Source organism: Methylomonas sp. 11b (assembly GCF_000515215.1).
GTDB lineage: Bacteria > Pseudomonadota > Gammaproteobacteria > Methylococcales > Methylomonadaceae > Methylomonas.
In genome coordinates, this window is sequence record NZ_KI911557.1 from 3940005 (window position 1) to 3965909 (window position 25905).

At 53.9% G+C, this 25905-nt stretch carries 20 protein-coding genes; 3 read left to right on the top strand and 17 right to left on the bottom strand.

Annotated elements, in window-relative coordinates; all coding sequences use genetic code 11:
- Positions 1–5: 5 nt before the first annotated feature.
- The 5 genes from METH11B_RS0118940 to METH11B_RS26995 form a co-directional block, all read right to left on the bottom strand.
- Positions 6–3101, bottom strand: a complete 3096-nt coding sequence (locus METH11B_RS0118940; protein ID WP_026603360.1) for a multidrug efflux RND transporter permease subunit — start codon at positions 3099–3101, stop codon at positions 6–8.
- A complete protein-coding gene (locus METH11B_RS0118945) occupies positions 3098–6205 on the bottom strand; it encodes an MdtB/MuxB family multidrug efflux RND transporter permease subunit (protein WP_026603361.1) in 3108 nt (1035 codons plus the stop codon). The genes METH11B_RS0118940 and METH11B_RS0118945 overlap by 4 nt, the downstream gene beginning before the upstream one ends.
- Positions 6206–6207: 2 nt before the next feature.
- The gene (locus METH11B_RS0118950; RefSeq protein ID WP_442919025.1) at positions 6208–7422 is read right to left on the bottom strand and encodes an MdtA/MuxA family multidrug efflux RND transporter periplasmic adaptor subunit; all 1215 of its coding nucleotides are present in this window, start codon (positions 7420–7422) and stop codon (positions 6208–6210) included.
- 114 nt (positions 7423–7536) lie between these two features.
- Positions 7537–7812: a cupin domain-containing protein gene (locus METH11B_RS0118955; protein ID WP_020483279.1), complete on the bottom strand. Its 276-nt coding sequence runs from the start codon at positions 7810–7812 to the stop codon at positions 7537–7539.
- A 62-nt stretch (positions 7813–7874) separates the two neighbouring features.
- The gene (locus tag METH11B_RS26995; RefSeq protein WP_155931142.1) at positions 7875–9341 is read right to left on the bottom strand and encodes a GumC family protein; all 1467 of its coding nucleotides are present in this window, start codon (positions 9339–9341) and stop codon (positions 7875–7877) included.
- 641 nt (positions 9342–9982) lie between these two features.
- On the opposite strand from METH11B_RS26995, the gene METH11B_RS0118965 reads away from it, so the two are divergent.
- Positions 9983–11206 (top strand): HD-GYP domain-containing protein, encoded by a 1224-nt coding sequence (locus METH11B_RS0118965; protein ID WP_036277823.1) that lies wholly within the window; start codon positions 9983–9985, stop codon positions 11204–11206.
- A 46-nt stretch (positions 11207–11252) separates the two neighbouring features.
- Positions 11253–11771 (top strand): DUF3391 domain-containing protein, encoded by a 519-nt coding sequence (locus tag METH11B_RS0118970; protein WP_026603365.1) that lies wholly within the window; start codon positions 11253–11255, stop codon positions 11769–11771.
- Between the two features lie 12 nt (positions 11772–11783).
- On the opposite strand, the gene waaC is transcribed toward METH11B_RS0118970, so the two are convergent.
- Genes waaC through METH11B_RS0118985 form a run of 3 tightly spaced genes read right to left on the bottom strand, consistent with a single transcriptional unit; the run spans position 11784 to position 14804 of the window.
- Positions 11784–12794 (bottom strand): lipopolysaccharide heptosyltransferase I, encoded by a 1011-nt coding sequence (waaC, locus tag METH11B_RS0118975; RefSeq protein WP_026603366.1) that lies wholly within the window; start codon positions 12792–12794, stop codon positions 11784–11786.
- A 3-nt stretch (positions 12795–12797) separates the two neighbouring features.
- Entirely contained in the window at positions 12798–13823 is a 1026-nt protein-coding gene (gene waaF / locus METH11B_RS0118980) for a lipopolysaccharide heptosyltransferase II (protein ID WP_036277826.1), read from the bottom strand.
- Between the two features lie 54 nt (positions 13824–13877).
- Complete coding sequence (locus METH11B_RS0118985; RefSeq protein WP_026603368.1) at positions 13878–14804, bottom strand: branched-chain amino acid transaminase; 927 nt, start codon at positions 14802–14804, stop codon at positions 13878–13880.
- A gap of 360 nt (positions 14805–15164) precedes the next feature.
- Between METH11B_RS0118985 and METH11B_RS0118990 the strand changes: the two genes are divergently transcribed.
- A complete protein-coding gene (locus METH11B_RS0118990) occupies positions 15165–15374 on the top strand; it encodes a hypothetical protein (protein ID WP_020483272.1) in 210 nt (69 codons plus the stop codon).
- Positions 15375–15436: 62 nt separating this feature from the next.
- Here METH11B_RS0118990 and METH11B_RS0118995 read toward each other — a convergent pair whose 3' ends face one another.
- The 9 genes from METH11B_RS0118995 to efpL form a co-directional block, all read right to left on the bottom strand.
- Positions 15437–16822, bottom strand: a complete 1386-nt coding sequence (locus tag METH11B_RS0118995) for a DUF3526 domain-containing protein (protein WP_026603369.1) — start codon at positions 16820–16822, stop codon at positions 15437–15439.
- Positions 16819–18231 carry a DUF3526 domain-containing protein gene (locus tag METH11B_RS0119000; protein WP_026603370.1) on the bottom strand — a complete coding sequence of 471 codons (1413 nt, stop codon included), beginning with the start codon at positions 18229–18231 and terminating at the stop codon, positions 16819–16821. The genes METH11B_RS0118995 and METH11B_RS0119000 overlap by 4 nt, the downstream gene beginning before the upstream one ends.
- Positions 18228–18953 (bottom strand): ABC transporter ATP-binding protein, encoded by a 726-nt coding sequence (locus METH11B_RS0119005; RefSeq protein ID WP_026603371.1) that lies wholly within the window; start codon positions 18951–18953, stop codon positions 18228–18230. The genes METH11B_RS0119000 and METH11B_RS0119005 overlap by 4 nt, the downstream gene beginning before the upstream one ends.
- A 269-nt stretch (positions 18954–19222) precedes the next feature.
- Positions 19223–21193, bottom strand: coding sequence for a methyl-accepting chemotaxis protein (locus tag METH11B_RS0119010; protein WP_026603372.1), 1971 nt, complete (start codon positions 21191–21193; stop codon positions 19223–19225).
- 434 nt (positions 21194–21627) lie between these two features.
- Positions 21628–21735: a chromate resistance protein ChrB domain-containing protein gene (locus METH11B_RS30190; protein WP_197026977.1), complete on the bottom strand. Its 108-nt coding sequence runs from the start codon at positions 21733–21735 to the stop codon at positions 21628–21630.
- A 10-nt stretch (positions 21736–21745) separates the two neighbouring features.
- Positions 21746–22660, bottom strand: a complete 915-nt coding sequence (locus METH11B_RS0119015) for a DUF1259 domain-containing protein (protein WP_026603373.1) — start codon at positions 22658–22660, stop codon at positions 21746–21748.
- Entirely contained in the window at positions 22657–24048 is a 1392-nt protein-coding gene (gene chrA / locus METH11B_RS0119020) for a chromate efflux transporter (protein WP_026603374.1), read from the bottom strand. Before chrA ends, METH11B_RS0119015 begins: the two co-directional genes overlap by 4 nt.
- Positions 24045–24986, bottom strand: a complete 942-nt coding sequence (locus METH11B_RS0119025; protein WP_036276188.1) for a chromate resistance protein ChrB domain-containing protein — start codon at positions 24984–24986, stop codon at positions 24045–24047. The genes chrA and METH11B_RS0119025 overlap by 4 nt, the downstream gene beginning before the upstream one ends.
- Positions 24987–25337: 351 nt before the next feature.
- Positions 25338–25904, bottom strand: coding sequence for an elongation factor P-like protein EfpL (gene efpL / locus METH11B_RS0119030; RefSeq protein ID WP_020483263.1), 567 nt, complete (start codon positions 25902–25904; stop codon positions 25338–25340).
- Between the last annotated feature and the right edge of the window lies 1 nt (position 25905).

Consider the following 25905-nt stretch of genomic DNA (forward strand, 5'->3'; position numbering starts at 1 on the left):
CCAAGTTATTCAGACTGCCGGCTATCTTGGTTTGGCAGAAACAAGCGGCGGCCCCAGGCGCTCAATCCATCCAGATACAGATACACCACCGGCGTGGTATACAGCGTCAGCAATTGGCTGAAAATCAAACCGCCGACGATGGAAATCCCCAAAGGCTGGCGTAATTCCGCGCCGTAACCCGAACCCAAGGCCAAAGGCAGCGCGCCCAGCATCGCCGCCAGCGTGGTCATCATGATCGGCCTAAAGCGCAACAAACAGGCTTGGAAAATCGCTTCCTCGGCGCTTAGACCTCTGTGGCGCTCGGCGTCCAGCGCAAAATCGATCATCATGATCGCATTCTTCTTGACGATGCCGATCAACAAAATCACCCCAATCAACGCGATGATGCTGAACTCGGTGTCGCAGGCCAGCAAAGCCAACAAAGCGCCTACCCCGGCCGAGGGTAGGGTGGACAATATGGTCAGCGGCTGAATATAGCTCTCGTAGAGTATGCCCAGCACGATGTAAATGCTCAACAGCGCTGCGGCAATCAGCCAGGGTTGGTTACGTAACGATTCCTGAAAAGCCTTGGCCGAACCCTGGAAGCTGCCGCGCACCGCAGCCGGCGTGCCGAGGTCGCGCAGGGTTTGCTCGATCAGTTGCGTGGCGGTGGACAGCGAAGTGCCGGGCATTAAGTTAAACGACACGGTGGCGGCGGCAAATTGGCCTTGATGATTGACGGTCAGCGGCGCGTTGCTGGTCTGGAAGCTGGCCAGTGTTGCCAGCGGAATCTGTTTGCCGTTGTTGGAGCTGATGTAAAGTTGTTGCAGGGTGCGAGGGTCTTGCCAGTATTCCGGCGCCAGTTCCATTACCACTCGGTATTGGTTCAGCGGCTTGTAAATCACCGAGACTTGGCGTTGACCGAAAGCGTTGTTCAGTGCCGTATCGATGGCCGCCTGACTGACGCCCAAGCTGGAGGCTTTGTCTCTATCGACTACCAGTGATATTTGTCGGCCCTTGTCTTGCTGATTGGTGTTGACGTCGGTCAGTTCCGGCCGCTTGCGCAGCGCCGCGACAATTTTGGGCGTCCATTCGCGCAGCAGGCTCAAATCTTCGGATTGCAAGGCAAACTCGTAGAGCGCCGCCGAGCCCCGGCCGCCAATGCGTAAGTCCTGCACCGGTTGTAAATACAGGCTGGCGCCGGGTTCGTCGGCCAGTTTTTCCCGCAGCCGTTGGGTGATTTCGGCTATCGGCGCGTCGCGCTGCTCGGGTGGCTTGAGTACCGCAAACATCAAACCGGAATTGGTGTTTTGCATGCCGCCGGCAAAGCCGACCACCGCAGTGACGGCCGAGTCTTGCCGTAAAATATCGACAAAATCATGTAACTTGGTCTGCATGGCCTGGAAAGAAATGCTCTGGTCGGCCTGGATGGTGCCGCTGAGCCGGCCGTTGTCCTGCACCGGGAAAAAGCCTTTCGGGACGATAATATAAAGATAAACATTCAAACCGATGCACGCCAACAAGACCAACAACATCAGCTTGGGATGGTGCAGGGCCCAACCTAAACTGCGCCGGTAGCCGTTATGAAGGCGTTGAAACTGCGATTCTATCCAAAGCGACAACCGATTGGGCTGGTGTTGTGCCTCTGGTTCCAGCCAGCGCGCACAGAGCATCGGCGTCACGGTCAAGGACACCACCAGCGATACCAGTACCGCTGCCGACAGTGTCACGGCAAATTCCCGAAACAGCCGGCCGACGATGCCGCCCATTAACAAAATCGGCGTGAATACCGCGATCAGCGACAAGCTCATTGCCAGTACCGTAAACCCTACTTCGGTAGCACCGCGCAATGCGGCTTGGAACGGCGGCACGCCGTCTTCGATATGCCGGCTGCTGTTTTCCAAGACCACGATGGCGTCATCCACAACAAAGCCGGTGGCGATGGTTAAAGCCATTAACGACAAATTATCCAAGCTGTAATCGCACAAATACATCACCGCGCAGGCGCCGATCAGCGATACCGGCACGGCGATAATCGGGATCAAAGTCGAGCGCAGCCGGCGCAGAAACAGCAAGACTACCAGGATCACCAGCACCACCGCGATCAACAGGCTGCGCTCGACTTCATCGACCGAGGCGCGGATGGTTTGCGAACGATCCGAGACAATCGACAATTCCATCGCTGCCGGCAACAGCGCGCGCAACTGCGGCAGCATGACTTTGACGTGTTCGACGGTGTCGATAATATTGGCGCCGGGCTGTTTATTGATGATCAGCAATACCGCCGGTTGGCCGTTTTTCAGGCCGGTGCTGCGCAGGTCTTCCACCGAATCCACTGCCGTACCCAGATCGGCGATGCGCACCGGCGCGCCATTGCGGTAAGCGACGATTAGCGGCAGGTAGTCGGCGGCATGTTCGGCCTGATCGTTGGCGTGGATTTGCCAATGTCGCTCGCCCCGTTCCAGCGCGCCTTTGGGCCGGTTGGCGTTGCTGGCGTTGATGGTCTTGGCGACCTGATCCAGGCCTATGCCGTATTGCGCCAATGCGCCGGGATTGAGTTCCACCCGTACCGCCGGTAAGGAACTGCCGCCGACATTGACCTGGCCGATGCCCGGCAACTGGCTGATTTTCTGCGCTAATATCGTTGACGCGGCGTCGTACATTTGGCCGCGGCTGAGGCTGGTGGAGGTGAGCGCCAGAATCAGAATCGGTGAATCGGCCGGATTGACTTTGCGGTAGTTGGGCCGATTGGGCAGATTACTGGGCAGCAAGCTGCTGGCGGCGTTGATGGCGGCTTGCACATCGCGGGCGGCGCCGTCGATGTCGCGATTTAAATCGAACTGCAAGGTGATCCGGGTCGAACCCAGGGAACTGGCTGAGGTCATTTCGCTGATGCCGGCGATGCGGCCCAACGCCCGTTCCAGCGGGGTGGCGACGGTGGCGGCCATGGTTTCCGGACTGGCTCCCGGCAGGTTGGCGGACACCGAAATGGTCGGAAAATCCACTTGCGGCAAGGGTGCGACCGGCAGTTGCAGGAAGGCGATGATGCCGGCTAGTGCCACACCGAGCGTCAGCAGCGTGGTGGCGACCGGCCGATAGATGAACAGCGCCGAGATGTTCATTGATCGATTAAGGTCGATTCCGATACGCCGCGCAGTCGGCGGGCCAGCCGGTCCAGGCTCAAGTAGATCACCGGCGTGGTGTACAGTGTCAGCAATTGGCTGACCAACAGCCCGCCGACCATGCTGATGCCCAAGGGATGACGCAATTCGGAGCCAACGCCGCTGCCCAGCATCAAGGGCAGGGCGCCTAGTAAGGCCGCTAGCGTAGTCATCAATATTGGCCGGAAACGCAGCAGGCAGGCCTGGAAAATGGCTTCGCGCGGCGGCAAACCTTGCTTGCGCTCGGCGTCCAAGGCAAAGTCTATCATCATGATCGCGTTCTTCTTGACGATGCCGATCAGCAACACGATGCCGATCACCGCGATGATGCCCAGATCGTTACCGGACAGTTGCAAGGCCAGTAGCGCGCCGACCCCGGCCGAAGGTAACGTGGACAGAATGGTGATGGGATGAATATAACTCTCGTACAGCACACCCAACACGATATACACGGTGACGATGGCGGCCAGGATCAACCACAGCGTGCCGCTCAGCGAGGCATTAAATGCCAAGGCTGCGCCCTGATAATCGCTTTGTACAGCCAGCGGTAAACCAATGTCCCGTTTGGCGGCTTCGATGGCATTGATTGCATCGCCCAAGGCGGCGCCAGGCGCCAGATTGAAGGAAATGGTCGCGGCCGGAAACTGATCCAGGTGATTGATGGCCAGTGCGGTTTGCCGCTCGGATACGGTCGCCAAGGCCGATAGCGGTACCTGGGTGCCGTTGCTGGAGGGAATGCGCAATTGCGCTAAGGCTTCCGGACCGCTCTGCTGCTTTGGGTCCACTTCCAGTACCACCCGGTATTGGTTGGACTGGGTGAAGATGGTCGAGACCAGGCGTTGGCCAAAGGCGTTGTATAAGGCGTTGTCGATGTCGGCGGTGCTGACGCCCAAGCGGCTGGCGCTGGCGCGGTCGATTTCGATATACGCTTGCAGGCCTTGATCCTGCACGTCGCTGGCGGCATCGACAATGCCGGGAACTTGGCGCATGCGCTCGACCAGACGCTGGGTCCAGCGGTTCAGTTCTGCCAGATCGACGGTCTGCAAGGTAAATTGAAATTGGGTGCGGCTGACTTTATTTTCCAAGGTCATGTCTTGCACCGGTTGCAGATAAACCGAGATACCCGGCACTTCGGCCAGACGTGGCCTTAAACGTTCGATCACCGCCGTGGCGCTGTCGCGTTGGGCTTGGGGCTTGAGGTTGATCAGGAAGCGGCCGCTGTTCAATGTCGAGTTGCTGCCATCCACACCTATGAAAGACGATAGGCTGGCGACTGCCGGGTCGGCTAATATCTGTTTGGCCATGGCTTGCTGGCGTTCGGCCATCGCCGCGAAGGAAATGCTGGGCGGTGCCTCGGAGATGCCTTGAATCAGGCCGGTGTCCTGGATGGGGAACAGGCCTTTAGGCATGGCGATGTATAACAACACGGTCAGTGCCAATGTGGCAATGGCGATCAGCAGCGTCAGGCCTTGCCGCTTTAGTACCCATTCCAGGCTGCGGCCATAGCCGGCGATGACTTTGGCGATGAAGTCGTCTCGTTTTTCATGGTCGGCCTGAAGCGGCCGCAACATCTTCGCGCACATCATCGGCGTCAGGGTCAGCGAAACTACCGCCGAGATCAGAATCGCCACGGCCAAAGTGATGGCAAACTCACGGAACAAGCGGCCGACCACGTCACCCATGAACAGCAGTGGAATCAGCACCGCCACCAGCGAAACGGTTAACGAGATGATGGTAAAGCCGATTTGCTCCGAGCCTTTCAAAGCCGCCTGCAAGGCCGATTCGCCGCGCTCCAGGTAGCGGGAGATGTTTTCGATTACGACGATGGCGTCGTCCACCACAAAGCCGCTGGCGATAGTGAGCGCCATCAAGGTCAGATTATTGATGCTGAAGCCGGCCAAATGCATCACGGCAAAGGTGCCGACCAGCGATAGCGGCACTGCGACTGCTGGGATCAGGGTAGCCGGCAGGTTGCGCAGGAATAGAAAAATCACCATCACCACCAGCGCCACGGCCAGCAACAACTCGAACTGCACATCGTGCACCGAGGCGCGGATGGTCACGGTGCGGTCGGTTAAGGGCAGCACTTCGACCGCACTTGGCAATGTCGCGCGCAATTGCGGCAACAGCTTGTTGATGCGATCCACCACCTCGATGACATTGGCGCCGGGTTGGCGTTGGATATTGACGATGACGGCGGCGCTGTCGTTGGCCCAGGCTGCCAGCTTGACGTTTTCGGCGGCGTCGATGGTATCGGCGACTTCGCTTAGACGAACCGGCGCGCCGTTGCGGTAAGCCACCACCAAGTCGCGGTATTCGGCCGCCGAACGCAGTTGATCGTTGTTGTCGATGATGGCTGAACGCTGTGGACCGTCGAACATGCCCTTGGGTTGGTTAACGTTGGCGGCGGCGATTGCGCTGCGCAGGTCTTCTAGGCTCAGGCCATAGGCGGCGAGAGCTTGGTGGTTGGCTTGGATCCTGACCGCCGGCCGCTGGCCGCCGCTGATGCTGACCAAACCGACGCCGGGCAGCTGGGCGATTTTCTGCGCCAGGCGGGTATCGACCAAATCCTGGACTTTGGGCAAGGCCAGGCTGGACGAGGTGACCGCCAGCGTCAAAATCGGCGCGTCCGCCGGGTTGACCTTGTTGTAGATCGGCGGTAGCGGCAGGTCATTGGGCAGGAAATTGTTGGCGGCATTGATCGCGGCTTGTACGGTTTGCTCGGCGATGTCCAGATCCAATTCCAGGTCAAATTGCAACGTCACCACCGAGGCGCCGCCGGAGCTGGTCGAGGACATCTGCCGCAGTCCGGGCATTTGCCCGAACTGGCGTTCCAGCGGGGCGGTGATTGCCGAAGTCATCACTTCCGGGCTGGCGCCGGGGTAGAGCGTAGTAACCTGGATAGTCGGGTAATCGACTTGCGGCAATGCGGAAATCGGTAATAAACGGTAAGTCAAAATCCCGGCCAGCAGCAGCGCCACCATCAGCAAGGAGGTGGCGACCGGGCGCAGAATAAAGTGTCGTGAAGGGTTGAAGCCGGTAAGCGGGTTTTGCGCGGCGGCCATGTTCAGTTGGCGGGTTTGCCGGGGCTGGGAGCGGCCGGCTTGGTTTTATCGATGACCTTAACTTGGCTGCCTTCGCGCAGCTTGTCGGCGCCGTCGATCACTAGCTTGTCGTTCGGTGCCAGACCTTCCAGGATAGCGACGGTTTCGCCGTCCGCCGGTCCGGTTTTTACCCGCCGTACCGTGATGCTGTTGTCTTCCTTCACCAGATACACAAACGCACCGTTGGCGCCGTGCTGGATCGCTGCGCTAGGCGCCAAGGTGGCGGCGCGCAAGGTGTCCAGGCGCATTTTGATGTTGACGAACTGGTTAGCGAATAAGGTGCGATCTTCGTTATCGAACTGGGCTTTTAATTTCAAGGTGCCGGTGCTGGCGTCGATCTGATTGTCCACCGCCATTAGTTTGCCGCTGGCCAATTTTTGCTGGCCAGCCCGGTCGTAAGCGTCTATGACTATCACGTCGCCGGAGCGCCAGCGCCGCATCACCGCCGGTATGTCGTCTTCCGGTAGGGTGAATACCACCGAGATAGGCTGGACTTGGGTAATCACCGCCAGACCATTCACGTCGCTGGCGCGGACCATGTTGCCCTGATCGACCAGGCGCAGTCCGATGCGGCCGCTGACCGGCGCGGTGATGCGGGCGTAACTGAGTTGCAGTTTGGCGTTGTCGAGTTGGGCGCGGTCGATTTCGACGGTGCCGCGATATTGTTTGACCAGCGCAGCCTGGGTGGCGGTTTGTTGGGCGGCGATGGAGTCTTGCTCCAGCAAGGTTTGGTAGCGGTCCTGGTCGATTTCGGCGTTTTTCAGCAGTGCTTCGTCGCGCAGCAACTGGCCTTCGGCTTGTTGCACCGCTACTTGATAGGGGCGGGGGTCGATTTCGGCGAGCAGTTCGCCCTGTTTAACTGCTTGGCCCTCGGTAAATGCCACCCGGATCAGTTCGCCATCGACGCGTGAGCGCACCGTGACGGTGTGCAGCGGGGTAACCGTGCCCAAGCCGTTCAGGTAAATCGGCAGGTCGCCTTGTCGGGTCAGTGCTATGGCCACGCTGACCGGGGTGTTTTCATAGGGGTTACTGCGTGCATCCTTGTTTTCCTGATTTTGCTGGCCGGCGCGATGCAAATAATAGCCGCCTACCGCAGCAAGCAATGCGAATACTAACGCCCAGCGCCAGCGCGACCTCCGCGGTAATGCGGAAAAATCCTGATCCTTGTTCATAGCCATGCGAATATCAGTAAGTGGAGTCTGGCATCGTGCCAGTTAGCCAAGTCTACCGGCACAACTAAAAAAGGCATCCTGAAGATGCCTTTTTCGGATTGTCGACCGATGTGGCGACGATCAATCGTAGTGGTAATGCTTGCGCAAAGGCTTAACCACTTCCCAATGACTATCCAGGCCCTCGTGGAACATGACCAGGTCGCCCGGTAAAATCCGCACCGGCTCGCCGCCGACTGGGGTGACGATGATTTCGCCTTCCAGTACATAAGCGGTCTCGGTTTCGTCGAAATCGATGGTGAATGTGGAAATTTCTTTTTCCCAGATCGGCCAGCTTGATACGCCCAGCTCCTGTAAACGTTCTTCGCTAGGGTTATGTTCGACGGTAATTTGGCTCATGGGTTTCCTGTTTGAATGAAGTTGATCGAGCGGCGAATTTTAGCATTGTTGCCGCATTGCAGCTATGAATCGGTGGTTTCGTTCGGTAATTGCTTGGGATCGTCCGCGCGGCGCAGCCTATGACGCCGTTCTGTCTCGACAGTGCGGTGACCGGCTTGGTTCTCCAACTTGGGCTCGCTTTGCTGGTAGATTTGAAATTCGGTGACCGAATTTATCGTGGTCAGCGTCGGCTCCTTATTCAGATAATCGTTAAGCCAGACCACCAGTAACGCGATTGCCAGGCTGGCAGCGCCGGCGATGCCGGCGTCCTGTCCGTAATCGGGTTTCACCGGCTTATCGGGTAGTGATGCCCAATCCACGACGTCCAATTGCGGATTGCTTTGGCGTTGTTTGACGTCGATTTCCACCAAGCGTTGTTTGGTTTGCTGTAATAATTCCTCCAATTTAACCAATTCTTCCAGCATGGCTTGGTGTTTGGCGAATTGATTGGTGTATTCCGTGGCTTTTTGTTTATGCTCGGCCATTTGTTTTTGAATGGTCAGAACGGTGCGATGTGCTGCGCCGTAGGCGTTTTCGGCTTCTTGCGTGGCATAGCTCGAGCCTGCTTGTTCCTTGCTGGCGATTTTTTCATCCAGCTCGGCCAATTGGGCTTTTAAATTGCGCAAGCTGGGGTGGAATTCGATGTATTCGTCGGTGTATTGGCTTCTTTGCGCTTCCAGGCGTTCGCGCAGGCGTTCGGCTTGCTGGGTTAACACTGCCAGACTTTGCGAATCGGCTTCCGGTACCACAGCTTTGCCTTCTGCGATGGCTGCACGAATGGCGTCCAGTTTGGCCTTGGCTTTCGCTTCTTCTTCCAACGCGGCATTCAAGGAATTATTTAAACCTTGCAAGCGGGCGTGGGCCTCGTTATCGGTGCTCTCCAGGGAGAGAATGTCATGCTGCAATCTAAACGATTCAATGTCCTGGCGTTTGTCGCGCACTTGTTGTTCGAGGCGAGTCAATTCCGATTTGATCGAGGTACTCGCTTTATCGGTGATTTCGGCGATGTACTCCGCGCGAATTTGTTGGTAGGTTTTGATCCAAGTATTTAAGGCCATTTGTAGAAATTGCGGATGCGAGCCTTCCGCTGCCAATTGCACCAGATTGGTTTCCGCTACCGGTTTTACTTGGAACAGCTCTTTTAGCTGGTTGACACTGGGATGCTCAATATCATTCTGCTGCTTCAGCGTGTCGGCGGTTTTTTCCAATACCGGTTGTCCCAGCAAGACCTGCTTTTGAATGTTGACATGCTCCAGGTCCGCCTCTGCATGAGTTTGATCAATGTCGGTTGCCGCGGTCGTCAATACTAAGGCTCGGCTTTCAAAAATGGCCGGCTGTAGAAATACATAGATTTCGGTAATCAGCAGTAAAGGCAGAAGTACCAGCAAGAATAAGGTTCTACGCCTTAAGCGGCGTGGCCAAGGCGTTGGATTGGAACGGTAAAAATCGTCTCCGACGATGTGGAAATCATGGCGATATGGAAGCATCACGATTTTCTCCCTGGCGCTAAGTCCGAAGGTTATAGTTTTTATTCTGGCCCACCTGACGGAATTTTAGAAAATCCTACTAAGCTATCCATGTCGGTGAAAGTCAGTTTCGATAACGGCACTTAAATGAATATCGTGTTTAGTGTTGTCGATATTGACTGCTGACCTCTGAAGCAATAGGGCAATCTTGATTGTGCTTTACGCCTGTAAAGCCATTTTCAGGGCCGTAGACCCAAGATCCACGCTGGTAGGCCAACTTTGATAACGGAACAGTCAATATCGCCGAGCCGCCAGTTTAAACCAATCCAAAAATCTAGCAATTCTAAATTTGCTAACGGCTTTAACGGGTTGTCATCAGTCCCAGTTAAGTTGTGAGCCGAAAAACGATTAGCGGGGCGGTGTGGGAGCAGCTTTCAAATCCGAGATATTAAGCCACGATAAAATATGCTTCGCCTATACTAAAAAGCCAATTGGATTTGTGATCCGCCGCCGGTTTGCGGGCTTTTGGTTCGGACAAGAACGACTGAACTAGGTATGCTGGCTAACTGGCGTCTGAGGTTAGGCGGACACAATTTTCCTTGATGCCGTTTTTGCGGCTGTTTTTCAAATTTTTGGATTTCCACAAATCCCCCGATTGGATTCGTATGGCAGATAAAGAGGATGGAATACTCAGAATTCATGTATATGAACTGAGAGTTGGTATGTGCGTAAGCCGTTTGGAAGCGCCGACGGCAGATTCACCTTTTTTATTGGATAGAATTGTTATTGAAAGCCATGCGGATATTCAGGCCATTCAGGCGATTTGTGATTATGTCTATATCGATGTCAAATACCAAAAATCCTTCTCCGGCGCGATTCCAACCAGAAACACTGAAGCGCGTAAACATCTGAGTTTTGCGCGATCTTTTAACCAAACCGCCAATACCTTTCAACGCACCGGTAATTTAATTAAAACGGTGATGGACGATATTCGTTTCGGTAATCAATTTAGTGTCAGTGCGGTTAAACAAGCTGTTTCCGAGTGTGTCGATAAAGTATTGGAAAACCCCGATACCATGCTATTACTGACACAGATTAAAGATCAGGATCAATATACCGCGCAACATAGTATGAATGTGTGCATATTGTCGATTCTGCTAGGGCGTGAGTTAAATTTATCAGTGGAAGAACTGAATAAATTAGGTTTTTGCGGCTTGATGCACGATGTCGGCAAAATGAAAATACCTTTAGAGATACTCAATAAACCAGGCTCTTTAGAAGACTATGAGATGGATATAATGCGTAAACACACGCTATACGGACGCAATGTGTTAATGTCGGCCCGTAATGTCTATCCCGGTGCGGTCGACGTTGCCTACGATCATCATGAACATTTGGCCGGCACCGGTTATCCGAGAGGTTTGAACAAAACGACCTTATCGATATTTACCAAGCTGGTAGCGGTGGTCGATACCTACGATGCCATCACCAGCGACCGGGTGTATCAGCGCGGTAAGCCGCATCTTATGGCGTTGGGGATTTTGGTAAAAGGGATGGGGCAGCAATTTGAAGCTAATTATGTTACGCAGTTTATTAACTGTATTGGCTTTTATCCGCAAGGTAATTTAGTCGAATTAAGCAGCGGCGAAATTGGCTTAATCGTCGAGCAAAATAAAGCCGATAGGCTAAAGCCAAAAATATTACTGATTCAAGATGGTAATAAAAATCCTATTGAAGAGAAGATACTCGATCTATCCTTGAATATTGCCGATGCAAGCGGTAAGCGCTATGGAGTCAAACAGGTGATAAGGCCGCAGGATTGCGGTGTCGATTTAGCCAAATATTATCAAGACGGCAAATTTACGAAAGAATATGCGGTAGTTGGCTAAGGTTTTAGTTCTGTAAATAACATGCCTTGGATATTATTTTTTCAACATGGTTAAAAAAATTAATATTAACCAGCTCAGAAAAGGCATGTTTGTTTGCGGCACTGATCGGAAATGGATAGATACACCTTTCTTTCGAACCAAATTTCTGATTTCATCTGATAAACAAATTAATACTTTAAAAGAGTATTGCCAAACCGTTTCTATCGATACCGGCAAAGGTATCGATGTGGAAAAGCCCGCTGAAACCGACATAATCGATTCCGGCGGTTCTGCGGCTACGGAGATGCGCAGCCGCGCCAAGGAAAATGATTCTGCTTACCCTGTTAATTGCATCGTCGAATTGCAGACTGATGAACTAGCTATAGTGGTCAAGGAAAATTCACAATTTCCCCAGCGTCCATTATTAAAGGTGATCACCAATCCGCAGAAACAATTGCTGTTCCAAGAACGCCTGCTTGATCTGGCCGATGAGCAGCAAAACCAGATCAACATAGTCAGAGTGTTGGCTAGTGATGAACCGATTATCGAGCTACTGAAAATGTTTGTCGAACTGGAAAAAACTTAGGCAGCCAATCACTCAGGCGAGTTGTTGGGTCTTGCCGAATAGTTCATTACTCAGGGCAATGACGGCGCGAGGATCGATTTCGGCAATGGAGAAATCGTTTTTATCGAGTTTGAATGGATTGACCTGTGAAGGCGACTTCAACGCTTTATTGATGTCGGTTTGGTAAATCCGGCTGACCGGCGTTGGTCCGAACAAGGTAATCGACGGCCGATTCAAACCCCAAGCCATGTGGGTGGGCCCGGTATCGTTACCGATCACTAAGTCGGCTTTGGCCAGCGCCGCTTTCAAATCATTGAGGCTCAATTGCGGTAATACCCGTGCCAGGCTGCGTTCGGCCAGCCACTGCGCCATCCAGTGTTCCTTCTCGTTGCCCCAACTGATCAGAAAATTAGCTTCCAGGCCGAAGATGACCTGTAGAAATTTTTCTAAAGGGTAGTTACGGCTGGGCCAAGTAGAGCCAATGACCAGAATGATGTTGGGCTGACCGGCTGGAAAATACTTATCCAACGCGGTTTGCGGCGGCTGAAAAAACAAAAACGGTTGCTTTGCCTGGATTTGCTCAGTTGTCACATTCAGACCCAGCGGCTGGGTCAGTACGGCGACATTTCGATCAATGGTATTGGCGTCGTAAGGGTACGCGACATGCCGGCTGTAAAAAAAAGCCGCCCATTTTTCCCGGATCGAATCCTGATCGAAACCCACGCAATTGGCCGACAGCAAACGCGCGACCACTGCGGACTTAATCAAACCTTGCGCATCCAGAACTAAGTCGTAGCCCTGCTCGGCATAAGCGCGTATTTTGCTTAGCTCGGCAAAGACGCGCCATTTGTCGGTTTTCAAGGCTTTTAAATTTACACCTAAAATATTATCCAGATGTGGATTGTCGGCCAGCACGCCGGCGAAGCGTTCCTCGACGATCCAGTCGATTTGTGCCAGCGGCAATGCGGCTTTGATGAATTGCAAGGCTGCCATCGCATGCACGATGTCGCCCAAGGCTGACAGCTTGACGATGGCAATTTTCATCGCTTAGGCGTCCAATGCCGCCAGTACCTGTTCCGGCCGGATTTCCGTCAAGCAGCGAGTATGGCCTAACGGACACTCACGCTTAAAGCACGGCGAACACTCTAGGTGTAAATCCAGAATCTCCGCCTTGGGATGCAGCGGCGGGGTAAAGCCGGGGTCGGAAGAGCCATAAACCGCGATCAGTTTTTTATCCAGTGCGGCCGCGACGTGCATCAGACCCGAATCGTTACTGACGACGGCGTCAGCCAAGGACAGCAAGTCCACCGCATCGGCCAGCGAGGTAATGCCGGCGAAGTTGCGGCAAACGCCGCCCGATAAGTCATTGATTTGCTCGGCGACTGCTTTGTCTTTTTCCGATCCGAACAACCAGACTTGCCAGCCTTGTTCTTCCTTTTGCCGGGCGACGGCGGCGTAATGTTCGGCTGGCCAGCGCTTTGCGGGGCCAAACTCCGCTCCTGGACATAGCGCTAGGATTTTGCTGACGATAGGGCGTAATTCCTCCGAACCCTCAAGCTGGGCGCTGGGGTGGGGGATTTCGATTAAATCCGCACCGGTAATCTCGAATTTTTTGCAGACGTTTAATTGTTGCTCGGTCGTGATAGTCAACCTCGGAAATTCGTAAGTTGGCGGCTGAGGCGCTTCGTTCGGCAAGCCCAGTGCGACGAAGCGCTGCACGGTCATGGTCAGCGCTGATTTATCTAGCGTGCGAACATCGTTCAACAGGCCGCGGCGTAGTTCGCCGATATAACCGGTCCGTTTAGCAATGTGCGCAAAAAACGGAATCAGCGCTGACTTCCAGGAGTTGGGCAGTACAATCGCCTGATCGTAACGCTGACTTTGCAATTCCCGGCCTATGCGGATACGCCCGCGCAAATCAAATTGCCCGTGGCCCAGCGGCATCGTCAGACCTTTATGCACTTCCGGCATGCGCTCCAATAGAGGCAAGGACCAAGCCGGGGCCAGCACATCAATGAGACAAGCGGGATGTTGTTGCTTAAGGGTGATGAACAGGCTTTGCGCCATCACCATGTCGCCGACCCAGGACGGGCCGACGACCAGGATTTTATAAGCTTGCTCCGCCACTTAAGAAACGAGCGTCAGCCATTCCTTATGGTCGGCACGACGGCCTTGGACGTAGTCGAAATACAAGGCTTGCAGCTTTTCGGTGATCGGGCCGCGGCTGCCGGCGCCGATGTCGCGGTTGTCGTATTGGCGAATTGGCGTTACTTCGGCGGCGGAACCGGTGAAGAAGGCTTCGTCGGCGACATAGACTTCGTCACGGGTGATGCGTTTTTCGATCACTTCGTAGCCTTGTTCGCGAGCGATGGTGATCAAGGTATCGCGGGTGATACCTTCCAAAGCCGATGTCGTTTCCGGGGTGTAGATTTTGCCGTTACGGACGATGAACAAGTTCTCGCCGCTGCCTTCCGCGCAAAAACCTTCGTGGTCCAGCAACAAAGCTTCGTCATAGCCGGTGGACAAGGCTTCCTGCAAGGCCAGGATCGAATTGATGTAATTGCCGTTTGCTTTGGCTTTGCACATCGTGCTGTTGACGTGGTTACGGGTATAGGACGAGGTACGGATGCGGATGCCTTTTTCCATGTTTTCCGCGCCCAGATACGCGCCCCAGGTCCACGCGGCGACCATCACGTGTACTTTCAGATTGTCGGCGCGCAGGCCCATGCCTTCGGAGCCGAAAAACACCATGCTGCGGATGTAGGCGCTGTCCAGATTGTTTTTGGCAACCGCGTCGCGATGCGCCTGGTTAATCTCTTCTTTAGAGAACGGCATTTTCATGTTCATGATATGCGCGGAACGAAACAAGCGATCAGTGTGCTCGGCCAGCTTGAAAATCGCGGTGCCGGCATCAGTTTTATACGCGCGTAAGCCCTCAAAGACGCCGCAGCCGTAATGCAGGGTATGAGTTAATACGTGGACTTTTGCATCGCGCCAATCAACCCATTTTCCGTCTAGCCAAATCAACCCGTCTCTATCATCCATCGTTGCCATTATCTGAACCTGTTTTGTTTAGTGATTATTGCTGCGCCGCGTCGGCTTAAAAGTGACGGAAATTGTACTATAAAGCGCCCCCCGGCAATACCGGCTGCGCAGAAGTCCTAAATTTGGCGAGGGAATGAGTTTGGCAGCCTCAAGATGCGTTGTGTGTACGGGTGAAATAATTCACTGGTTCCTCGTGGCATAGGCTACCGACGGCAAGTGCTGTTTGCGATAAATTAAACTCAGCGTCAATTTTTAGAAGTTGCCTAAGCTTGGAAAAATCTTACGGGTATGATTTTTAAAGGCTTTTGTTAGTTGGCGTCAATTATGCTCAAGATTTATTAGTCAAATCGGCAGATTCGGGAGAGCGTCATGAAAACAAGCAATGAAGTCAACGAAATCAGCACGCTGCGTATCGTGTTTATCGAAACGTTAAGTCGGCAGTTTATCGCCATTACCGGTTGCGGTATTTATGTGTACCTCAATCCGCTTACTATTAACGAATTGTTCAATCGCTATTTAAGCAGCAGCGTACCCATCAATGTGTTTGCCAGGCAATGCGTCAGAAATATAGTGGCTTAAAGTTGCGCAGCCGACCCGGACGACTAGAGTCGTCCAGGACGTCTCTTGAGCAAATAGCGTTGTCAGGCTTTGGCAAAGCGCCGGCGTGAGCCGAAGAGTACCGCCAACAACACAAACGCCAACGCCGCTTGTCCGGCAATCAAGCTTTGACAAGCCGCCGGATTTGCCGGATGCGCAAATGCAAAGCGTGGTTGATCGTGACTGTGCTCATCGCTCCAAGCGCTATCGGTCATGATCTTCGGTACGAAATAGTCGCGCCATTGATCTTCAAAGTGATTGACCGCCTGAATATACTCAGCATAGCGCGGCGCATCGATGCCGGCCAGCCTATCCGCCATTTGCACAGCTGCCAGCGCCGGCGACAGCCAAGACCACGCTTCCAAAAACTCGAATTGCGCTTGGCGGGCGCTGTCGAAGCGGTACATCACCGGTCTGATCTGTTGATCCAGAACCAAGCCGGCAGGCAAACCGGCGATTTCGCGCGGTAACTCTTTGCCTGTTTGCGGCATCGTCAGGTCGGGATGATTGCTATACCACTGCGCCAGCAGCGCTTGGCGTTGTTGATTGTTTTGCTCCTGGAACTGGCGGATGGCGATGATGCTCGCCAGCCGGGAAGGCATCTGCGCATGTTGGTCGGCTGCCCAGGTCAGCAAGGCCGGGCCGGCAAAGGTCAGTATCAACCAGACGCCAAGCATGCCGATGGCCGCCGCCCCTGAGGAGAAGGGCAGCAGCAGAAACAGGCCGGCGATGCCAAACCACACCAGTGTGTATATGCCTGTGAACACCAGCCAATAAGCCAGTGTATCCGCGCTAAATTCGGGATCGAGCCATAGCGCCAACAGCGAACTGCTGAAAACTACCAGTACTACCACGCTGTACCGCACGCTCAGCGCTGCACACACCAAGCGCCAGGGTGCCGACATTTGTGTGCAGACCAGTCGCCAGACTCCACTCTCTCGGTCCTCCTGCACCAAGCCGTAGCTCAAGGCAATCACCATTAACGGCGTCAGTAGCGCGAACACGGTGGCAAAATCCAGCATACCCAACTCATGCAGCATTGGGTTGAACAACTGATCGCTGTTACGACCGTCGGTGTGGCGGCTGCGGGTGGAGATTTTGATGCCGGTACTTAAAAAGTCCAGTTGCCGTACGCTCAAGGCCAAACCGCTCAGGGCCGGCAGCCGCAAAGGCGGCGCGGCGGCGCTGGCGGAGAAGGCATTGGCTTTGGGCGTGTGATCCGCCGCTTTCGGGGCGTCATGCATCTCCGCTTGATTAGACATAGCGTTGACGGTCTGCGGCGCTGCCGTGCCGTGTTGACGGAATTCGCGCGCAGCCAAACCCGACCAGACTGCGCTACCCAGCATCACGAGCAGAAATAACCCTGTCACCCACAGGTTTAAGGTGTTGCGTTTAAAACGCAGCCATTCGATGGCGATTAATGGCATCATGGCACCAGCCTCCGTGCGGAAAGGCCTAATAAGCCCACCGATAAGCCCAGCCACAGCAATAACACCCATAGATCCAACTGTGCGGCCTGTAAGGCGAAACCGATGTCCGGTGCTTGATAACTAAAATCCGCGACGCTACGCCAATCGGTCTCGGCACCGGTGGCCTTGCGCTCCGTGCCACGGCTGCGTTCGCGGTCCCAGTCTTCGGTCAGATTGATAAAATAGTGACGATATTGCTCGGCGGCGTCCTCGAAATGCCGTTGATGGGTTAAATCCGTACCGGCCAAGGTCATGGATAAAGACCGTAGCGCCAGGCTGGGGCCCAGCCAGGAAGCCAGATGGCTCAAGTGTTGTTGTTTAATAAAATTGTCGCGTAAGGCGTCGAAATGCAGGGTGTGAACCTTAACGGAATAGGCGTCGTTATGCTGACGACTTAAGGATACGAAACCGACCGGCAAATCTTCTTTGCGAGACACGCCGTACTGAGCCAACACTTGCGCCTCGAAGGCCTTGGCACGCTGCTCATGATCGCCGTCGTGTTCCAAACCATGATCGATATCGTCCTTAATTTCCCTCCAAAATTCGCTGGCGCTGGGATTGGGCGCTAGCAATTCCGCGCTTACCGCCCCCAGGCGCGGGGCGATAAATACGCTGGCCAGCCAAAAGCCCAGCAGGCAAAACAAGGTGGTGCGGCTGGTGTTGAAAGATGCGGAAGCGGCGATGGCGACTGCGGCGAAGACGCCGTAGTACAGATTCAACAGCAGCATCAAAACCAGCAGGCGCAGCACGTCGTCCAGCGTAAATGCGAAGTGGCCCAGTAGTATCACGGCGGCTACCAACAGCGCCGGTGCCAAGACCAGGGCAAACGCGCTCAGCAAGCCCAGCAATTTGCCGAACAACAACTGCCCGGCATGTACGCCCAAGCTATGCAACATTCGCAACGTGCCGGATTCGCGTTCCTGGCTGATCGAGTTAAAAGTCAATGCCACAATCAATAGCGGCAATAGCGCGGTCAACACAAAGCTGGTTGTGGCTTGACCGAAGCGGCCGGCTAACACTTGGTCCGCTGCCGGGCTGAACCGGGTCAGATTGCGCTTATGCGGCTCCAACCATAAAGACTGGCCGATATAAGGTCGCAAACCCGGATCCAGGGCCGCCACCGGCGTGTCTTGCTTAAACACGTAGATGCCGTAATGCGCGGCAGAGTGCGGGTTTTTCACACTCTGAGTATTCCACTGTTCTTTGGCGGTGCTGCCGACGCTGTGTTTTTCCGCGCGCAATTGCTGCAATTCGTAGGCTGATGCCAGGAAAAAGCCAACAAACAATAGCAATAGCGCTACGCCCAAAGTCAGCAAGCGGCCGTCGCGCAGTGTGGCGAGAAATTCTTTGCGGATGATGGTCTTGATCATGCCAACCCCCGGGCATGAGCCAGATATTTTTGCTCCAGTTCGTCGTGTTGCACGGTGTGGGCGTCGAATTCTTCCACCAGCCGGCCGCTTTTCATGATGCCGATGCGGTCGGCGACTTGTTTGGCGTTGAACAAATCGTGCGTCGCCATCAGCACTGCCATGCCGCGATCGGCGGCAGCGCGGATGCGTTGGGCAAAATCGTTGGCGGCGCTCGGGTCCAGGCCCGAGGTCGGTTCGTCCAGCAACATGGCTTTGGCTTGCTTGGCGGAGGCGATAGCCAAACCGACTTTTTGCCGCATACCTTTTGAATAGGCCGCCACCCGTTTCTGATGGGCATCGGCTTGCAAACCGCTGTCCAGCAATAAGCTGTGGGCTTGCTCGCTGCTCAAACGAATATGGGCCAAGGTGCAAAAATAGGTCAAATTCTCTAGGCCGCTCATCACGTCATATAGCGCGACGTTTTCCGGCAGATAGGCCAGTTTTGCCCGCACCAGATCGGGATTGGCGTGTGGCGATTCGCCTTCTATCAGCACCTGGCCGCTGTTGGGGCGATTGAAAGTCAAAAAAGTGCTGATGGTCGTAGACTTGCCGGCGCCATTGCCGCCTAGCAGTGCATACACACAGCCCTTGGGAATTTGTAGGTTTAAGTTATCGACCGCGCGGTGCTGTCGGTATTCGACAACCAGGTTGTTTGCGGCTAAAACGGGGGAAATTGTAGTCATGACAGGATCTGGGTTACGGTAAATGAGCGCTGGCGTCCGATTCAGAGCGTCGCATTTTGCGTCCAGCGGGGTTGGCATCGTGGCGACAGCCTGACATATAACGTCCGCTGTGCCAATACTTCGCCCGTGGTTAGCATGCATCATCTGCTGATTAAAACTTCAATCCGTCTGATTTGGCGGCACCTTCCCGGTCAGATTATCAAAATTGTCCCGCCTTGTCTGGTTCGAAACGAATGGTCGAACACCTTGCCGCGCGGGCTGTGTTGAGCTTATTTCAGCTTGAATTGTACGACCAATTGTTCCAGGTTGTTGCTGACGCCTGTCAGGGAAGATGCACTCAACATATTGGTTTTTGCCGCCTCCGTGGTTTTCTTTGCCAGTTCGGCGGTTTGTTCGAAATTACCGGCGATTCGCTCAGTGGCTTTCGATTGCTGGATGGTTGCCTCGGAAATCTGCGAACTTTTATCGTAAATGTGGTCGATGGATAAATTGATACCCTTGATTGCGTCGTTGACTTGTTTTACCGCTTGGGTAGTGCGGGTAGCCGCGGCTTGCTGATTGTTCATCATAGCGACTGTCGTTTTAGTGGCCGAGCTGAGCTTCTCGACCAGGGCTTGAATCTGACTGGCAGAATTGGCGGTGTTTCCAGCCAGGCTTCTGACCTCATCTGCCACGACCGCAAAGCCTCGACCGTGCTCACCGGCACGCGCCGCCTCGATAGCGGCATTTAGCGCCAACAGATTGGTTTGTTCGGCAAAGCTTTGGATCATGCCCAGGACGCCCTCAATTGCCGAGGCGTCACGTTGCAACAACAATAAGGCGTCAGCGGTTTTATTAATGACTTGTTCAAGTTCGGTGACTTGCTGGTTGGTATGCACGATATGTCGAACGCCAAGCTCGATAAGGTTTTTTGCCTCCGTGGTGCAGTTCTGCGATTCCGCGGCATGACAGGCTACGCCGTTGAAGGATTTGGATAGATCGGCCATCTGTCGGGCGGCGACTTCGGTGGCCTGCTGTTGATCAGCGATGATACTATTCAAATTCTGGGCTACCGCCTCAATGTTTCTACCGTATTCTTTCAAGGCCTGCGATTCTCGGTTGATGTTGTCAATCAACGAAGTGAAATACGCGTGCAGTTTCTCCAGCGAAGTGCGCAATTGCACAATTTCCGCGATTCGACTCTCCAAGGTAAATTTCGAACTTAAGTCGCCATTCGCCAATTTGTCGACATAGATCGAGAACCGGCTGATGATGGTAGCCAGATGGTGCTTGACCAACAGGGTGATGCCGCTCGTTACCAGTATCAACACCGTGCAGGCGATCATGACGGCATACAGCATGTGTTCATAGTCTTGATACTCCCGGTTGATGTTGTCTTCCAAGCCCAGGAGTTTTTCTTGAAATGCCTGCATTTGTTGATTGATGTTGCTCTGGCTGAGCTGCTTTTGTTTGACGATATTCCGGGCATTAGCCAGATCTTTTTCGTAACGACTCAACAAGTAGCGCATTTCGGCAATGGGTTCGAGCGCCATATCTTCCGCTTTGGCCAGAGTCGTTTGATTGCCAAGCGTAAACTCTTGGTCTTCGCTAGCCTGAGTTTTCATTACCCCGAGCAGTGGCAAATGCTCGATGGTTGCAGCTGCGTCAGAAAGTTGCTTTAAATAATTCAGAACATTGTCAGTCGATGCTTGTTTCCGCTCTGAAAAGAAGCTTTGTCGGACGCGGGATAGATTTTGCAAGGCGAGTTGGGTCTGGCTAATCGCCATGAGGTAGCTTCGTTGCTCGCTGAGCCCGGCGCTATTGGCTTTCTCTACATAGTTCTGCAAGGTTCGCAGGTGCGCTGAAAGTTGTTGTTCGTTGTTGACCAGTAAAATCTGCGGGTCCGCAAGCTTTCCTGCTGCGCTCAATCCAGGTAATGCGGTTTGTTGGACGTCGACGATGAGTTGAGTCAGGGCGGTCTTTATGGTCTCGGAAAGCGCGGTATTGGCGTTGATGTCATTACTCAGCCGATTGAGATTGTTCGCCAGCTCAGTGAGTAATGTGGCGTCGCCATTCTGCAAATAGGTGGAAATCGGCTGACTGATTTCGAGGTAAATCTTATCCTTTTGTTGGCCAAAGAACGCGACTGTGGCAAATGCTTTGTTCAGATGATTTAACGACCAGCTGACCGTAATCCCGAAGCTAATGATCACAATGAGCAGCGCCAGCGTCACGAGCTTGGAAATTTGGCTGATTTTCATGCGTTGTTTTCGGCGGAATGTTGACTAAGGTTAGAAGTTAATCCAGTTTCATTACGGTTAGATGACAGTTTTGGGGCTGTTCGACAAATTTCGTGATTTATCTAACAGATGTGGTGAATTAAGCACCGCAGGCGGGGAAATTGGCAGATTTAGCCGAGGAATGGGTAGGCTGAGTTAGCGCGTTGGAAAAGATTGGGCGGGCGATGGATAGAGACATAAGTCTTGCGATTGAAGATCCGCTTTGTAGCGGATCGTGGTATCCAAGGCAGGCAAGAGCACGAGCAATTTGCCGACGGTGTTGGTGAGAGTGCGGAACCATGTACGGACAACAAGAATGATTTGCCGGACTCCGCAGCGGATGGGGGCGATGCCCGCCGCCATCCGGCAAGGGTAGCCGCGTCTAAGTCTTGGAAGAATACTTGCCAGTCTCGGTATTAATCTTCACCATCTCGCCGGTTTAGTGCGGTTGGTGGCGCCGCACGAATCAGCCACGGACAAGCAATACGGTCAATTTTGGGCCGTTCACGGGTAATCCACTTCATGACCAATATCTCAGCTTTTGGGTAATGCGGCTTTAAATGCCTTAGCCAAATCAACGGCGTGCCCTTCGCCCCAATAGTGCAGAAAGACGATTCTGGGCGATTCCCCCACCATGTGATTGTGGATCGTGGTAATGGCGATGCCGGAAGCCCGTAATGACTTCAAAACACCTTGCAGTTCGGCTTCCAAAACAGCGAAATCACCTTCAACAATAGCTTTGTCGTCACTGCCCGCGAACACAGCCCATGTGTTGACGCCCATGGTTTTACCGACGCTATGTCCATCCATCATTTGCGTGGTGCGGCCTATCGTCACCTTGTAGACTTCTCCTGTCTTTTCGGGCGGAACGCCCAAGATTTGTTCGAGCGGTTTGGGATCAAGCGAGGTTTTGGCGGCGTCGAACGATTTGGCTTTGCGTTTCGGTTTGGTGCCGGCGGTTTCCCGAATTTTGGCAAAGACTTTGCCTATGCCGGTGGCCAAGGTATCGACATCGCCGGTGCCGCCGATGTGCATGAACATCACCTTGGGCGTATCCCACAAAAAATGATTATGCAATGCCGTTACTTCGACGCCATTGTCCAGTGCGGTACTCATCACCGGATTGATCTGGTCTTCCGCCAGCACGATGTCGCCCATGACCATGGTTTTGTCCCCTGCCTGGGTAAAGCTGGCCCACGAGGTAAAACCGGTGGCGGCTGTCATTTTGACCCCAGCCACGCTCACAGCGAGATCGTTGCGCGGCACAGCCACTCGAAATACATTTTCGGCGCTATCCAGTTTGCCTTTGGCTCCGGTGAGTTGTTCGATTTTGGCGGTATCCAACGATGCGGCTGCTGCATGTTGCGTAGGCTCTTGAGCCATGGCATTAGCCGTCAATAGTGATGCTATTGCCAGCGATAAGATAGGAAATAGACGCATGCTGTTCATAAAACCACCCCTTGCTGAGTCAGCCAGATTTTGGCGAAATGAACCAATAGTCCCGCAATGCCGCAGAACATGATCACCGGAATGACATTCACCTTGTAACGGAACAGCGCCCAGAATGCGCACAGGCTGGTCAACGCGGAAAAGGCATCGAAATGGCCGCTAAAACCTTGTGGCCAGAGCATATGCCAGGCAAAAAACACCGCCAGATTCAGAATCACACCGACCACGGCAGCGGTGATGCCGGTCAACGGTGCGGTAAATTTGAGATTGCCGTGGGTCGATTCCACGATCGGGCCGCCAGCCAGAATGAATAGGAAGCTGGGTAGAAAAGTGAAGTAAGTGACCACGGTCGCCGCCAACGCGCCTGCCAGCAGCATTTGCTCCGCGCCGAGGACTTGTTGGCCCCAACCGGCCACGAAGCCGACGAAGGTCACCACCATGATCAAGGGACCTGGCGTGGTTTCACCCAGTGCCAAACCATCCATCATTTGCTGCGGTGTCAGCCAGTGAAAATGCTCGACCGCGCCTTGATAGACATAGGGCAGCACCGCGTAAGCGCCGCCGAAAGTCAGCAAGGCGGCCTTGGTAAAAAACCAACCCATTTGCGTCAGTGTACCGTCCCAACCGTACTCGGCACATAACCAACCGATAACGGCGCCCCATAAAATTAAGCCGATGACGGTGATTTTGATTAGGCCAGACCAGGAAAACAGCGCATGGAGTGGTGTCGGCGTATCGTCGTCAATCAACGCCGGGCCGTAACTCAGTTTGGTCGCACCGTGCCCGCCGCCTAATGCGAACTTTTCGGGTAGCCATTTACCACCCATCGCCCCCAAAACGGCGGCCAGCAAGACGATCAATGGAAACGCTGCATTCAATATGAAGATGGCCAAAAACGCCAAGGCCGCCATAGCCCATAACAGCTCATTTTTCAAAGCCCTGGAACCAATCCGATAAGCGGCAAACAGTACAATCGCCGTCACCGCCGGTTTGATGCCGTACAGTACCCCGGCTACTGCCGGGACATCGCCGTAGGCCATATAGACCCAGCTCAAGCCGATCAGAATCAGTAGCGATGGCAGTACAAATAAGCCGCCCGCCACGATGCCGCCGATACCGCGATGCATCAACCAGCCGATATACGTAGCTAATTGTTGCGCTTCCGGCCCTGGCAACAGCATGCAGTAATTCAACGCATGCAGAAAACGTTGCTCGGAAATCCAGCGCCGCCGTTCCACCAACTCCTGATGCATGATGGCGATTTGCCCGGCCGGGCCGCCAAAGCTGACGAAGCCCAATTTCAACCAGAAACGAAAGGCTTGCCAAAAGCCCACGGGATCAGGCCGGTTTTGGGGATTATCGGCAGAAGGCGTATTGAATCCGCTCATGAATGGGATGCTCCTTTTTCGAAACTGATCAGTAAGCTGTCAAACACCCCACTGGCCGCTACCAATAATTGGTCATCGTCTTGGATGGCATCGCGTAAGCCCGCCAGTACGCTCTCGATACCCGCGGCTTCGGGTGGCTGTACGCCACCGACATCCAAAAAGTGAACCAAGCCGCCTAAGCGTTTCAGGGCTGGCGTTGCCAAATCAAAACTGGCGACTAAGACTTCAAACGTCACCTGACCATCGCTATGGCTAAATCGAGCGCCGTCGAAATCAAAGCCAATGGCGTCCTGCGGGCAAACAGTGGGCGCAGGCAACCAAAGTAAATGGGCTTGCGGGTCAATGAACCGCCGAATCAGCCAGGCACTGGCTAACCGATCTACCCAGGGGCGTTGCCGGGTTGCCCAGGTTTTGCCTTGAAAATCGTTGATCGATAGTTTGCTGATCAACCCTGCGACGGGTTGCGGTTCATCGGGCGATAACAAGCGGGCGATTGTCCACTCAAGCTGGCGTAATGCGGATTCAGTTTGTTGCTGCGCTTCGCCTGGAAAAAAGTCGATAAACGCGAGACCGGTAAACGCTTTGCGTAGTTTTCGGGCTTGCTTGAGCCGGTCTGGAGCTGAATCAGTAGCTAAATCACTGCTCAGCTTGGAAATGTCGGCCAATAACGAAGCGTACTCTTCGCTACGATCAAAGAGAACAACGAAACTTTCAGATTCCGGCTCATCGGTTTTCAACACCAAGGCCGTGCCGCCCGACGCTTTGACCTCTACAGCTAGACCTTTGAATGTTTCCAGGCATTCAGCACGATCCGGCATCAAATAGACGCCATCACGCAGCACGGCAGCACCCGACGCTTTCAAGGATCGCCAAATGCGCATTCTCGCGGTGGCGTTCTCGGTAGGCAGGCTGATTATTAATAGATACCATTTATTCATGTAATTAACTATACATTTATGTAAATTATTTTACAAAAAAAATCAGGGTATCACCTTTCCAAGCTTGAGAGTAGGCAAAGCAGGGACGGCGTGGGTCAGCTAAGCCCTTATGCTGGCACTGGTTGCTTTGGCTTTTAAGGAATAAAAGTTTGCATTGGCTGAACTCGCTCAGTCAGCACGATATGCCTGTGAAATATCCCAATAGAGCCGGGTTAATCATTGCGGCTCCGACACGAATTCGGGCATGCCGCCAATCATGATTTAGGTGTTCTGAGTAAAGGGTGAGGTGTTTTAGTGAAGCCTTTGCCGCCGACGGCTGATTCGGTCGGCGGCTGGCCGGGGTGGGTAGTCTTACGCCCGCGATGAAAACTCGCCGGTGTCGGTATTGACCTTGATCATCTCGCCGGATTCTATATATTCGGGGACTTGCACTTCCAGCCCGGTACTGAGTTTGGCGGTTTTGGTGCGTTTGGTGGCGCTGGAGCCTTTCATGGATGGCGGGGTTTCGACGATTTGCAGCGTGATGGTGGTGGGTAACTGGATGCCCAGCGCCGCGTCGTCCATCAGGAGCATGATGATGCCTTCCAAGCCGTCCGATAAATACTCGGTCTGGCCTTCCAAATCTTCCGCAGACAAGCTGTATTGCTCGTAGGTTTCGGCGTTCATGAAGTAATAGGTGTCGCCGTCTTGATAGGAATATTGCACGTTGCAACGCGAGCAATCGGCGGCTTTCAACATCTCGTCGCTTTTGTAGGTTTCATCCAACTTCTGCCGGGTTTTCATATGGGTGAAGCGGACTTTGTAAAGCGTGGTGGCGCCGCGCGAAGTGGGGTTGCGCACATCGATGTTTTTGACCACATACGGTTCGCCGTTGATTTCGATGGCGGTTCCCTTTTTCAGTTCGTTGGCTTTTGGCACG

Coding starts and splice junctions, on each gene's coding strand:
- METH11B_RS0118945 (WP_026603361.1), bottom strand. CDS start 6,205: ATGGCCGCCGCGCAAAACCCGCTTACCGGCTTCAACCCTTCACGACAC.
- METH11B_RS0118940 (WP_026603360.1), bottom strand. CDS start 3,101: ATGAACATCTCGGCGCTGTTCATCTATCGGCCGGTCGCCACCACGCTG.
- METH11B_RS0118985 (WP_026603368.1), bottom strand. CDS start 14,804: ATGGCAACGATGGATGATAGAGACGGGTTGATTTGGCTAGACGGAAAA.
- METH11B_RS30190 (WP_197026977.1), bottom strand. CDS start 21,735: ATGAAGTGGATTACCCGTGAACGGCCCAAAATTGACCGTATTGCTTGT.
- METH11B_RS0118965 (WP_036277823.1), top strand. CDS start 9,983: ATGGCAGATAAAGAGGATGGAATACTCAGAATTCATGTATATGAACTG.
- METH11B_RS0118990 (WP_020483272.1), top strand. CDS start 15,165: ATGAAAACAAGCAATGAAGTCAACGAAATCAGCACGCTGCGTATCGTG.
- METH11B_RS0119015 (WP_026603373.1), bottom strand. CDS start 22,660: ATGAACAGCATGCGTCTATTTCCTATCTTATCGCTGGCAATAGCATCA.
- waaC (WP_026603366.1), bottom strand. CDS start 12,794: ATGAAAATTGCCATCGTCAAGCTGTCAGCCTTGGGCGACATCGTGCAT.
- METH11B_RS0119010 (WP_026603372.1), bottom strand. CDS start 21,193: ATGAAAATCAGCCAAATTTCCAAGCTCGTGACGCTGGCGCTGCTCATT.
- waaF (WP_036277826.1), bottom strand. CDS start 13,823: ATGGTGATGGCGCAAAGCCTGTTCATCACCCTTAAGCAACAACATCCC.
- METH11B_RS0118955 (WP_020483279.1), bottom strand. CDS start 7,812: ATGAGCCAAATTACCGTCGAACATAACCCTAGCGAAGAACGTTTACAG.
- chrA (WP_026603374.1), bottom strand. CDS start 24,048: ATGAGCGGATTCAATACGCCTTCTGCCGATAATCCCCAAAACCGGCCT.
- METH11B_RS0119005 (WP_026603371.1), bottom strand. CDS start 18,953: ATGACTACAATTTCCCCCGTTTTAGCCGCAAACAACCTGGTTGTCGAA.
- METH11B_RS0118970 (WP_026603365.1), top strand. CDS start 11,253: ATGGTTAAAAAAATTAATATTAACCAGCTCAGAAAAGGCATGTTTGTT.
- METH11B_RS0119025 (WP_036276188.1), bottom strand. CDS start 24,986: ATGAATAAATGGTATCTATTAATAATCAGCCTGCCTACCGAGAACGCC.
- METH11B_RS0119000 (WP_026603370.1), bottom strand. CDS start 18,231: ATGATCAAGACCATCATCCGCAAAGAATTTCTCGCCACACTGCGCGAC.
- METH11B_RS0118995 (WP_026603369.1), bottom strand. CDS start 16,822: ATGATGCCATTAATCGCCATCGAATGGCTGCGTTTTAAACGCAACACC.
- METH11B_RS0118950 (WP_442919025.1), bottom strand. CDS start 7,422: ATGGCTATGAACAAGGATCAGGATTTTTCCGCATTACCGCGGAGGTCG.